Origin of the sequence: Leifsonia sp. P73, from assembly GCF_051059105.1 — a bacterium.
In the GTDB taxonomy this organism is placed as follows: Bacteria; Actinomycetota; Actinomycetes; order Actinomycetales; family Microbacteriaceae; genus Leifsonia.
Map to the genome: position 1 here is coordinate 3204932 of NZ_CP194931.1, position 11371 is coordinate 3216302.

Genomic DNA, 11371 nt, shown 5'->3' on the forward strand with positions numbered 1-11371 from the left:
GTCAGGGCTGGTGTCCCTGCCGCCCGGCACGTTCAGGCCGGTACGCCCAGAGAGGGCGGACGAATGACCGACGCCCGCTCCACGAGCGGCATCGGCACCCGGGTCTCCTCGACGTCCTCGTTGTCGAGGAGGATCTCGACGGAACGTCGTCCCATCGCCTGGTGGGGGAGTCCCACGGTCGTGAGCCCCGGCCGCAGGTAGGCGGCGAGCTCGTCGTTGTCGAACGAGACGATGGAGATGTCCTCGGGAATCCGCAGGCCGGCCTCCGCGATCGCCTGGTAGGCGCCGAAGGCGAGGCGGTCGTTCATGGCGAGGATGGCCGAGGGCTTTCTGCGCCCGCGGAGGATCTTCCTGGTCGCCTGGTAGCCGCCGTCGGGCTCCCACAGCCAGATGGAGGACTCGCTGGTGAACTCGGCGCCGTGCTCGGCCATCGCGGCGCGGATCCCGGCGATCCGGTCCGCCACGGTGGCCGACCGGAAGAGTCCCTTCTCCTCCTTCTCGCTGTGCCCGAGCAGAGCGATCCCTTCCTCGAGCCCGGCGGCGAAGAGCGTGCCCACGGCGCTGCGACCGCCGCCGAGTTCGTCGGGCAGGACGGCTCGGGGGAAGCGGGCGTTGGTGGCGTTCAGCATGACCGCGGGCGTGTCGAACGAGATCTCCGGCAGGAACAGCTCACGCGCACGCATGCTGGCGAAGACGAACCCGTCGACCTGCCGGTCCAGAGCGGCGCCGATGGCCTCCGTCTCGCGCTTGGGCTCCCCGCCGGTCTCGAGCACCATCATGACGTGCCCGGCCGATTCGGCGGCGGCGATGGCGCCGGTGATCAGGCCGGACGCGTAGCGCGTCGTCGCGACGAGGTCCGACACGAACGCGATGGTGTGCGTCTTGTCCGTCTTCAGCCCGCGGGCGGCGACGTTGGGGCGGTAGCCCAGCTCGGCGGCGGCGGCGTGAACGCGGGCGTGGGCGTCCTCGGAGAGCCGGGTGTCCGGTCGGCCGTTGAGGATCATCGACGCGGCGGACACGGAGAGACCGGCCCGCCTGGCAACGTCCGCCAGCGTCACCCGCTTGCTCAGCATTGAGTTCCTCCTCCTACGCGGATGCTATCCGCTCCGTCCGTCACGATCGGGGAACGCCATTTGACAAACCCGGGGACGTGACCCCAGTATAAGCGTGCTGAAAGCATTTAGCAGCGGGATCGAACCCGATCCGGTCCTGAAGACAAGGGAGTCCTGTATGTCATTCGCGTCCCCCGCCGCGGCGCCCGCCGCGTGCTGATCGCCGGAGCCGCGGCCGCTGCCGTCGCTCTCGTGCTCGCCGGTTGCGCACCCGGTTCGGCCAACACCGGCCCCGCCAAGGGTGCGACGAAGGTGAGCACCCAGCTCACCTCGAAGAAGGTGAACCTCACCATCGCGGACGAGACGGGCTTCCCGCTCACCGACGATCTGACGAAGGAGTTCACCAAGCAGCACCCGAACGTGACGTTCACGATCACGCGCGACACGTTCCAGAACCTCACCGCCAACGCGCCCAAGCTGCTGGCGAGCTCCACCCCGCCGGACCTGATCCGCCTCCCCACCCTCGGCGACACGGTCAAGGACGGCCTGGTCGCGAACCTGGACCCGTACTTCACGGCCTACGGCTGGGACAAGTGGCCGGCCGCCCAGCTGGCCCCGCTGCGGATGAACGCCGACGGCGTGCGCGGCAGCGGATCGCTCTACCAGCTCGGCCTCGGCTACAGCGTGACCGGCATCTTCGTGAACACCAAGCTCGCTCAGAAGGCCGGGATCACCAGCATCCCGAAGACGCTCGACGAGCTGGGCGCCGACTTCGCGAAGGCCAAGGCGGCCGGCGTGGCTCCCCTGGTCGAGGGCGACAAGGACGGCGTCGTCAACTTCACCGTCCAGGCGGCGATGAACCAGTACGTCGACAAGCAGCAGTTCCTCGACTGGATGTTCACCAAGCCCGGCGCGACCTACAACCAGCCGGGCATCGTCAAGGGCGCCGACCTGATCCGTAAGTGGGCGGACGCCGGTTACTTCCCGTCCGACATCAACGCTGTCGACTACTTCACGTTCGTCAGCAACTTCCAGGACGGCAAGGGCGTCTACACCTTCAACGGCAACTGGGAGGCGGCCAACTACGCGAAGAAGCTCGGGAAGGACGTCCAGTTCTTCCTCGTCCCGCCGGCGAAGGAGGGCGGCGACCACGTGGCGATGGGCGCGGCCAACTCGTTCTCCGCTGCGGCCAAGTCGAAGAACCTCGACACGGTGGCCTACTTCCTGAACTGGGTCCACACGAACGCCAAGGCACGTCAGATCGTCGTCGACGTGACCGGCGCCGCCCCCGGAGGCGACCCCGGCGAGGCGCAGCCGAAGGTCGAGAAGGGCTCGATCACCGAGCAGGTCCTCGCCGCGGCGGCGCAGATCGGCAAGGAGAACGGCCAGGTCGACTTCATGGCGAACACCACCGCCGGAATCTACGCCGGCGCCATCATCCCGGAGTCCCAGCTGCTGGTGACCAGCAAGATCGGCGGCCAGGACTTCGTGGACAAGGTGCAGTCGTTCTACCAGCAGGAAGTGAAGAAGTAACGATGTCCTCTGTGCAGTCCCGCGCGAGCGCTGCCGACCTCCGCCAGGAACCGTCGGCGCGGCAGGCGGATCGTGTCAGCCTCGGCGGGGCTGCACAGCGCCCGGCCGTCCGGAAGCGGACGGCCGGGCGAGGGAGCCGCATCGGCTGGCTCCTCGTCGCCCCGGCGCTCCTCTTCTACGCGGCGTTCGTCCTGTGGCCCCTGGTCCAGGGCGTCCAGTTCTCGTTCTACGACTGGAACGGCATCGGACCCTCGACCTGGGTCGGACTCGCGAACTACCTGACCGTGTTCACCGATCCGGACCTGCTGGGCTCGATCGTGAACGCCTTCATCCTGATCGCGTTCTTCACGATCATCCCGGTCACCTTCGGCCTCGTGCTCGCGACGCTCATCCGGTCGATGCGCGCCGGAGCGTTCACGAGCTTCTCCCAGACCGTGCTGTTCCTTCCGCAGATCATCCCGCTCGCCGCCGCCGGCATCGCCTGGTCGTGGATGTACGCCCAGACCGGCGCGGTCAACCAGATCCTGGGCGCGATCGGCCTCGGCGGGCTCGCCCGGCCGTGGCTCGGCGACTACCAGACCGCGCTGCCCGCGGTCGGCCTGATCGGATCCTGGACCCTCACCGGCCTGTGCACCGTGCTCCTGCTGACCGGGATCGGGAAGATCGACGCATCGCTCTACGAGGCCGCCCGTCTCGACGGAGCCGGGTGGTGGCGGGAGTTCTTCACCATCACGCTGCCGGGGCTGAGGCAGGAGCTCGCCGTCCTCATCACGCTGACGATCATCGCGGCGCTCAGCAGTTTCGACATCATCTACACCACCACGCTCGGCGGTCCGGGCCGGGCGACGCTCGTGCCGGGGATCTCGATCTACCGGATCGGGTTCACGCAGAGCGAGGTGGGCCTGGCGTCGGCGTTCGGCATCATCCTGATGCTGCTCGTCCTGGCCGTCGTCCTCCCGATCCAGCGCCTCTCGAAAGTCCGTGACTCATGATCGTCAACCCCGTCGAGAAGTGGACGGGCCGCGCACTGCTCGCGGTCGTCCTCGTCCTCACGCTCATCCCGCTGGTCAATATGGTCTCGGCGGCACTGCAGCCCGCCGACGTGAACCCGACCGGCCTCGCCTGGCCGTCGGATCCGCAGTGGGGCAACTTCGCGGAGGCCTTCGTGACCGGCCACGTCTGGGAGCTGATGGGGTCGAGTGCGCTCATCGTCCTGGGCGTCGTGCCGATCAGCCTGCTGATCTCCAGCCTGGCGGGCTACGCGCTCGGCAGCCTGAAGATCCGCGGCGGCCGTGCCCTGCTCATCCTGTTCGTGCTCGGCCTCACGATCCCGTTCGAAGCGCTCATCATCCCGCTCTACTACGAGATGCAGTCGCTGAACGTCCTCAACACGAAGTGGGCGATCATCCTGCCGCTCATCGGCTTGTTCATGCCGTTCAGCGTCTTCTGGATGCGCGCGCACTTCGTCAACGTGCCGCAGGAACTGTCGGAGGCGGCGCGTGTGGACGGGGCGACGATGTGGCAGGAGCTGCGCCACATCCACCTGCCGCTGGCCCGGCCGGCGCTCTCGGCGCTCGCGATCCTGCTCTTCCTCTGGACCTGGAACCAGTTCCTGCTCCCGGTCGTGCTCGTGGCGGACCCGCTGCAGCGCACCGTGGCCGGGGCGCTGACCTTCTTCCAGGGGCAGTACAGCCTCAGCATCCCGTTGCTCAATGCGGGCGCGCTGCTCATCATCGTTCCGACGATCGTGGTCTTCGTGGTCTTCCAGCGTCAGTTCATCAGGGCGCTGATCCAGGGCGCGGTCAAGGGCTGAGGGATGGCGTTCAGCAAAGACGGCCACTGGGTCTGGGACTTCTGGCTCGCCGACGACGGCGAACGCTTCCACCTCTACTACTTGCACGCGCCGACGACGCTCGGCGACCCGGACCTGCGGCATCGCAACGCCCGGATCGGGCACGCGGTCTCCGACGATCTGCTCGAATGGGACGACCTCGGCGAGGTGCTCTCAGCGGGCGGGCCGGGCGACCTCGACAGCTCCGCCACCTGGACCGGGAGCGTGGTCCGAGGCGACGACGGCCTGTGGCGCATGTTCTATACCGGCTCGCGCTTCCTCTCGCCGCACGACATCACGAACGTGGAGTCGATCGGCGTGGCCGTGTCGGACGACCTCCATGTCTGGCGCAAGGACCCCCGGCTGCAGCTGCAGGCGGACCCCGCCTGGTACGAGATCCTCCCGGACGGCACCTGGCACGAGGAGGCTTGGCGCGATCCGTGGGTGTTCCCCGACCCGGACGGTGAGGGCTGGCACATGCTCGTCACCGCGCGTGCGCGGGGCGCCAGGTCGCGTCGCGACCGGGACAGCGGGGTCGTCGGCCACGCCCGGTCCGCCGACCTCCGCCACTGGACGGTCCAGCCGCCGCTCAGTTCCCCGGGCAGCGGCTTCGCGCACCTCGAAGTGCCGCAGAGCCTCCGCCTCGCCGGCCGCGACCGGCTGCTCTTCTCCTGCGACTCCGCGCATCTCGCGGGGGATCGCGAGGGAGCAGCGGGCGGTATCTGGCTCGCCGACGCATCGTCACCGGCGGGGCCGTTCGACACGGCGGCCGCGCAGCTGCTGACCGACGAACGGCTGTACGCCGGCCGCGTCGTCGAGGACCGCGCGGGGACGCCGCGGCTCATCGCGTTCGAGAACAGCGGTTCCGACGGCGGCTTCCAGGGCCGCATCACCGACCCCTACGAACTCATCGTCGACGGGCCCGAGGTGCGCCTCGGGACCTTCGCCTACGAAAGGAAACCCGCCTGATGGTCATCGTCCACGGAGCTGCCGAGCCCGGTTTCGAGCCCGTCGCCGACGCGTTCGCCGAGGCGTTCCGCGAGCGGCCCACGATGGGCGCAGCGCTCTCCGTCCGGGTGGGCGGACGCCGGGTCGTCGACCTCTGGGGCGGTGTCGCGGACGAGCGCACGGGGAGGCCTGGACGGCGGACACGCCCACGGTGGTCTTCTCGTGCACCAAGGGGCTGATGTCGGTGCTGATCGCCCGGCTGGTGCAGGAAGGGCGGCTCGACTACACGTCTCCGGTCGCGCAGTACTGGCCGGAGTTCGCCGCCGAGGGGAAGTCGGGCGTCACCGTCGCCGAGCTCCTCTCGCACCGTGCCGGCCTGTCTGCGCCCCGGGAGGCGGTCGGCTTCGAGCAGCTGCTCGACTGGGACCGAATGACGGCCGCGCTCGCCGGCCAGAGCCCGCTCTGGGCGCCGGGGAGCGGTTACGCGTACCACGCCATCACCCACGGGTGGCTCGCCGGAGAGCTGGTGCGCCGTGTGACCGGGAAGCTCCCCGGCGACTACTTCGCCGAGCTCGTCGCGCCGCTGACCGCTGACGCGTGGATCGGGGTGCCGGACATCCACGCGGCCCGCGTCGCCCACCTCCAGGCCTCGGCCAGCCAGCTCGAGGCGGGGGAGCAGCTTCTCGAAGCCGAGTCCGAGTGGACGGGCCGGGCGATGACCCTGGGCGGAGCGCTCCCCGCGGCCCTGGTCACGCCGGACGGCGGATTCAACGACCCGCGCGTGCGGGCGGCGCAGATCCCGGGCGCGGGAGGGATCGCGACCGCCGACGCGCTCTCGGCCTTCTGGTCCGCCACCGTCGTGGAGACCGGGGGCGTCCGGCTTCTCGACGACGCGACGCTCGCGCAGGCGGTCGTTCCGATGAGCTGGGGAGAGCCGGTCTTCCCGACCCCCGGGCCGTGGCCGCGCTGGGGTCGCGGCGTCCAGCTCGACTCGGAGGCGCGACACTACCTCGGCCCGACCAGCCTGGGGCACGACGGGGCCGGAGGCCAGGTCGCGTTCGCCGACGCCGACGCGCGCGTCGGGTTCGCGTTCGTCACGAACTGGCTCGAAGCGGGCGCGGACGACCGGGCGACGACGATCGTGGATGCGCTCCGCGGGGTGCTGGTGTCAGCGAACGGCGGTTCGTAAGCCGGGGCGCCGCCCCCTACGGCGTGGTGCTGGCCTGGAAGAAGTGCCGTTCCTCCGGCTCCCCCTCCGTGTGGACGAGCGCCCGACGGAGGATCTCCCGGTCCTCACCGGTGAGGCGCTGGGTCTGCTGCCGACGGAACTCGCCCCAGGAGGGGACCATGAAAGACTCGAGCATCAGGTCGGGGCGGTCGCCGCTGCGGTAGAGGCGCCAGCGGTAGCCTCCGGTGCGGCGCCGGGACTTCTCGACGGCGCGCATCGCGTGCTGGAACGCCTCGACGCTGTCGGGTCGGACGGTGTACGAGAACGTGACGAGCACCGGGCCGTCGGACGGTTCCGGCTCGAAGATGAGGGATGGCGTCGCCCAGGTCAGGCTGATCGTGCGGTCGATGGTGCCGGTGCCGCGCAGCAGCGGCAGGAAGCGGGTGCTCAGCGAGACGAGGACCAGGATCGCCCCCGACCAGGCGAGGGCCGCGCTCGCACCGAGGAACTGGGCGGCGACACCCCAGAGGAACGAGCCGATCGCCATCGTCCCCATGAAGACCAGGATGTAGACGGCGGCGCCGCGCGAGCGCACCCACTGCGGGAGGGTGAGCTGCAGGCTCGCGTTGAGCACGGTCAGCGTCCCGATCCAGGCGACGCCGGAGAGGATCAGCAGCAGGAGTGCGGGGAGGAACGCCAGGTACGCGGCCGCGACGACGCCGACGGCGAACAGCAGCGGGCTGACCGCGATGATGACGTTGTCCGAGAACCGTCGCCGCGCCAGCGGGAGCACGACGATCCCCGCCACCGCGCCGACGCCGAGGGCGCCGAGCAGGAGGCCGTAGCCTCCGGAGTCGAGGCCGAGGCGCTGCGCGGTCACCGGCAGCAGTGCCCACAGGGCGCTCGCGGGCAGCGCGAAGAGCGCGGCGCGCAGGAGGATGCGGCGGATCAGCCCGGCCGACGCCACGTAGCGGACACCGGCGAGGAGCGCAGGCGTGAACTGCTCCCGGTCGTCCAGGTTCTCCTGGGGAGGCCGCCTCCACCAGAAGAGGGCGATGGCGGCGGCGACGAAGCTGAGCGCGTTGATCCCGAACACGACGGGGACGCCGGCGACCGAGAGCACGAGACCGGCGAGGGCCGGCCCGACGGCGCGCGCTCCGTTGACCGTGACGCCGCCGAGCGCGGACGAGGCGCCGATCTGCTCGCGGGGGACGAGCTCCGGCTGGATCGCCTGCCAGGCGGGGGAGGTGAGAGCGCTCGTCGCCCCGAGCAGGAAGGTGAACGCGAGCAGCGTCCACGGCGTCAGGAGGTTCGCGGCCGCCACGACGGTCAGTGCGACAGCGAGCGCGGCGCTCGCCGCGTTGCCCCAGATCAGGAGCCGGCGGCGGTCGTACGAGTCCGCGAGGACGCCGGCCGGCAGCGAGAACAGCATCGCCGGCGCCAGGCTCGCCGTCTGCACGAGGGCGATGACCGTCGCACCGGCAGCGGCGTCCACCAGGAACCATTGGGCGCCGACCGTCTGCATCCAGGTGCCGATGTTGCTCCCCAGCTGGGCGAACCAGAGCACCCGGAACGCGGGGATCGCCATCGGCGCCCACGCCGACACGGTCGACGCGACCTTCGGTGCGTCAGAAGCAGCCTTGACCACGATCGGTGCCCTTCCTCGTTGTGTCCCTGCGAGAGTCGGTTGGAGCGATCACCCGGTCACAGGCCGAGCGCGACCTGGATGCGCTGCGCGGCCTGCGCCGTCCTCTCGAGCACGGCGTCGACACCCGACGGACTGTAGCTGGTGGAGATGTACGGCACGGTGATCGCCGCCAGGGCTTCGCGGCCGTCGGAGCGCAGGATGGGGACCACCACGTCGGTGATCCCGGGCTGCGCGGAGTCGGGGAGGACGAAGATCCCGTCCCTCCGGATCGCTTTCAGCACGTTCTCGGCCACCCCGTCGCAGGGCTCGTCCGAGAACGCGGCGAGGACCATCCCCGTCGCGGTGTGCGCGAGGTCGAAGAGGGCGCCGACGCGCACGCGGAACCCGAAGTCGGCCGGGCTCTCGACCTGCGCGACGATCCGCACACCCCGGTTGTCGAGTGTTCCGAGATTGCAGGACTGGCCGATCTCGGCCGCGAGCTCACGCATGATCGGGACGGCCACGGACAGCAGCGACCGGAGCGGCTCCTGACGGTGGGCGAGGTCGAACATCCGCAGCGACAGCTGGTAGAGGCCGGACTGCTTGTCGCGGGAGAGGTATCCGCGCTTCTCCAGCCGCAGGAGGGGCCGGAAGATCTGCCCCGCCGACAGGCCGATCGCGGTGGCGATCTCGAGCTGGCTCATCGGCGACGAGCTCTCGGCGAGCAGCTCGAGGATGTCGAGCGCCTTGTCGATCGCCGGCGCGGAGTACTCGGGTGAGTCGGACATCCGTGCGCCCCGGTTACGACGACGCCTGGAGGGTCGCCATCATGCGGCGCGCGATCAGCCGGTCGATGTCGTCGGGGACGGGTTGCGCGCCGGGCTGCAGTGTGGCGGCGCCGGTCGCGACCCGCTCGAGGGAGAGCGCCTGGAGGAGGAAGCCCAGGTCCATCGATTCGATCGAGTTGCCCTTGGGCTCCGACCCGGCGAGGTTGTACATCCGGCCGCCGGCCAGCAGCACGATGCTCCTCCCGTTCGGCAGGTCGACGCGTTCGAGCGCGCTGACCAGCTCGGTGCTCCCGGTCTGATGGGCGCGGATGGCCGGCACGTCGATCTCCCATGGGAAGTGGCCCACGTTGCCGAGGATCGCACCGTCCCGCATCCGCTCGATCAGGTCGTAGCAGAGCACGTTCGGGCGGCCGGTGGCGGTGATGAAGGCGTCGCCCCACTCCGCGAAGTCGTCGGCCGTGCCGACCCGGAACCCGTCGAGGGTCGCCTCGAACGCCTTGAGCTCGTCGACCTCGACGACCGCGACCTTGCCGTTGAGGGCGCGGAGGGACTGGGCGACGCCGCGGCCGACCCAGCCGTACCCGAACACGACGAAGCGGCGGCCCGGGATCATGACGTTGGTGATCCGCATGAAGCTCTCAACCGCGGACTGGCCGACCGCGTGCTTGTTCTCGCCGATGGCCTTGAGCAGGCTGTCGTTGATCACGATGATCGGGACGGGGATGCGCCGGGCCAGCTCGGAGCGGAGCCGGTCGCCGCCGCTGGTGGTCTCCTCCGTGCCGCCGATGACGGTGTCCATCGCGTCCCGCTCGACGAGGCCGGCGGCGAGGTCGCCGCCGTTGTCGAGCAGCATGTCCGGCCGGGCGTCGAGCACCCTCGCGAGGTTGACGTGGTGCTGATCGAGCGAGTCGGCGCGGGAGCCGAACACGGTGACGTTCGGCAGCGTGTTCAGGTGCGCGACGACGTCGTCCTGGGTCGAGCCGAAGTTGCCCGTTCCGACGACCTCCGCCCCGCCGGCGGCGAGGGTCTCGACCAGGACGGCGGTCTTCGGCTCCACGTGCAGCGACATTCCGATCCGGTGGCCGGCGAACGGCCGGGAGGACGCGAACTCGTCGCGCGTCGCCGCCAGGAGGGCCATCCGCGAGCGGATCCACGCCACGCGGGCGCTTCCCTGCTCGGCGCGTGTGCTGGTGTCCATGCTCGCAGGATACACAGGTGAAAGCGGATTTCATATACACAGGAGAGCCCGATGACGCTGCGGCTCCGGAAGGGGCGGGTTCCCCGGGTCCCGGGGTTCACACTCCGTAACGGTCGCTGGCCGCACGCTCCCCGCGGCGCCTATCCTTCCCCGGATCGGCCCGTCCATTCGCGGGCGGCAGGCGAGGAGACGAGGTCAGGATGTCCGAGAGCGTGCGGGAGCGCAGGCGTGCGCTCGTCTTCCTCGGGGCCGTGAGCGTGCTCCTCGGCGTCGTGGCCGTCGTCAGCCTGGTGCTGCCGCAGCCGCCGGCCACCGCGGGCGTCACCGTGACGGCCATTCTGCTCCTGATCGGAGCGGTCTACGGCGTGGTGGCGTCGTCGGTGGCGTTCGTGCGCGGCCCCCGGGCCGCAGTCGATGCCGAGCCCGACGCGGACAGAGCGGTCGAGTAGCGGTCGCGCGCGACGGCGATCAGTTCGGGGGCGGGAGGCGTGTCGGGGGTCAGCAGCGGGGCGGTGACGATGTCGGCCGCGCAGGTGCGGGTGCGGTCGTGGAAGAAGCCGGGAGCGAGCAGGTAGCCGGCCACGGCGACGCGGGCGCCGTCGTTCGAGCGGTGCCGGGCGATGGCCTCGTGGAGTCGGGGAGCCGCTGCGCTGAGGAAGCCGACGGTGACGGGGTGCCGGGTCGCGGCCTCCAGCAGCAGCCCGGTCTGGAGCGCGTCCTCGACGCCGGCATGATCGCTGGAGCCGGCGGCCGCGAGGATCAGCCGATCGTCCGGCTGGGCGCCGGCCTCGGTGAGGCGGCGGCGGAGCACCTGCGCGATGCGGTGGTCGGGGCCGAGCGCGTCCGCGACTATCACGCGCTCGCCGAACGGCGCCGCCGCGAGGGGAGGTCGTGGCCGAGGTGGTAGCCGCGGGAGAGCAGCACCGGCACGATGACGATGGTCGCCTCCGGCGGGAGGGCCGCGAGCGCGGCGGGCACATCGGGCTGCTCGACGTCCACGAAGGCGTGGGCGGCGACGTCCGCGTCCACGGCGGCGTGGATCGCCTCGGCGTAGGCCCGGATGGCCTGCTGGCCCAGCGGGTCGGAGGTGCCGTGCGAGACGGTGAGGATGGCGATCATGGGGCTCTCGATGAGGGTCGGGATGGGGTCGGTCGACCGCGTGCAGCCGGTCGGTCCAGGATGCCTGAGCAGCCGTACAGCCTTTGTGGATTGCGTCTGTTTATTAC

General features: G+C 70.5%; 13 protein-coding genes. 7 read left to right on the plus strand and 6 right to left on the minus strand.

Features of this window, described 5'->3' with window-relative positions; genetic code table 11:
* Positions 1-32: 32 nt before the first annotated feature.
* Entirely contained in the window at positions 33-1073 is a 1041-nt protein-coding gene (locus ACQ86L_RS16605; protein WP_434316398.1) for a LacI family DNA-binding transcriptional regulator, read from the minus strand.
* A 192-nt stretch (positions 1074-1265) separates the two neighbouring features.
* On the opposite strand from ACQ86L_RS16605, the gene ACQ86L_RS16610 reads away from it, so the two are divergent.
* From ACQ86L_RS16610 to ACQ86L_RS16635, 6 genes are read left to right on the plus strand one after another with little or no spacing between them, the layout of a single operon-like run.
* Positions 1266-2585 (plus strand): ABC transporter substrate-binding protein, encoded by a 1320-nt coding sequence (locus ACQ86L_RS16610; RefSeq protein WP_434316399.1) that lies wholly within the window; start codon positions 1266-1268, stop codon positions 2583-2585.
* 2 nt (positions 2586-2587) lie between these two features.
* Positions 2588-3577 carry a carbohydrate ABC transporter permease gene (locus ACQ86L_RS16615; RefSeq protein WP_434316400.1) on the plus strand — a complete coding sequence of 330 codons (990 nt, stop codon included), beginning with the start codon at positions 2588-2590 and terminating at the stop codon, positions 3575-3577.
* Positions 3574-4398, plus strand: coding sequence for a carbohydrate ABC transporter permease (locus tag ACQ86L_RS16620; protein WP_434316401.1), 825 nt, complete (start codon positions 3574-3576; stop codon positions 4396-4398). Before ACQ86L_RS16615 ends, ACQ86L_RS16620 begins: the two co-directional genes overlap by 4 nt.
* A gap of 3 nt (positions 4399-4401) precedes the next feature.
* On the plus strand, positions 4402-5385 hold the full coding sequence (locus tag ACQ86L_RS16625; protein WP_434316402.1) for a glycosyl hydrolase family 32: 984 nt from the start codon (positions 4402-4404) through the stop codon (positions 5383-5385).
* A complete protein-coding gene (locus ACQ86L_RS16630; RefSeq protein WP_434316403.1) occupies positions 5385-5603 on the plus strand; it encodes a hypothetical protein in 219 nt (72 codons plus the stop codon). The genes ACQ86L_RS16625 and ACQ86L_RS16630 overlap by 1 nt, the downstream gene beginning before the upstream one ends.
* A complete protein-coding gene (locus ACQ86L_RS16635; RefSeq protein ID WP_434316404.1) occupies positions 5576-6553 on the plus strand; it encodes a serine hydrolase domain-containing protein in 978 nt (325 codons plus the stop codon). Before ACQ86L_RS16630 ends, ACQ86L_RS16635 begins: the two co-directional genes overlap by 28 nt.
* A 16-nt stretch (positions 6554-6569) precedes the next feature.
* Here the strand turns inward: ACQ86L_RS16635 and ACQ86L_RS16640 are convergent, their stop codons facing one another.
* Genes ACQ86L_RS16640 through ACQ86L_RS16650 form a run of 3 tightly spaced genes read right to left on the minus strand, consistent with a single transcriptional unit; the run spans position 6570 to position 10145 of the window.
* Positions 6570-8180, minus strand: coding sequence for an MFS transporter (locus ACQ86L_RS16640; protein ID WP_434316405.1), 1611 nt, complete (start codon positions 8178-8180; stop codon positions 6570-6572).
* A gap of 56 nt (positions 8181-8236) precedes the next feature.
* Positions 8237-8947 (minus strand): IclR family transcriptional regulator, encoded by a 711-nt coding sequence (locus tag ACQ86L_RS16645; RefSeq protein WP_434316406.1) that lies wholly within the window; start codon positions 8945-8947, stop codon positions 8237-8239.
* Positions 8948-8960: 13 nt separating this feature from the next.
* Positions 8961-10145, minus strand: coding sequence for an adenosylhomocysteinase (locus ACQ86L_RS16650; RefSeq protein ID WP_434316407.1), 1185 nt, complete (start codon positions 10143-10145; stop codon positions 8961-8963).
* 200 nt (positions 10146-10345) lie between these two features.
* Here ACQ86L_RS16650 and ACQ86L_RS16655 point away from each other — a divergent pair, with 200 nt between their 5' ends.
* Entirely contained in the window at positions 10346-10594 is a 249-nt protein-coding gene (locus ACQ86L_RS16655) for a hypothetical protein (RefSeq protein WP_434316408.1), read from the plus strand.
* Here ACQ86L_RS16655 and ACQ86L_RS16660 read toward each other — a convergent pair.
* Positions 10504-11001, minus strand: coding sequence for a sirohydrochlorin chelatase (locus ACQ86L_RS16660; RefSeq protein WP_434316409.1), 498 nt, complete (start codon positions 10999-11001; stop codon positions 10504-10506). The genes ACQ86L_RS16655 and ACQ86L_RS16660 overlap by 91 nt on opposite strands.
* Positions 10998-11264, minus strand: a complete 267-nt coding sequence (locus ACQ86L_RS16665; RefSeq protein WP_434316410.1) for a CbiX/SirB N-terminal domain-containing protein — start codon at positions 11262-11264, stop codon at positions 10998-11000. The genes ACQ86L_RS16660 and ACQ86L_RS16665 overlap by 4 nt, the downstream gene beginning before the upstream one ends.
* Between the last annotated feature and the right edge of the window lie 107 nt (positions 11265-11371).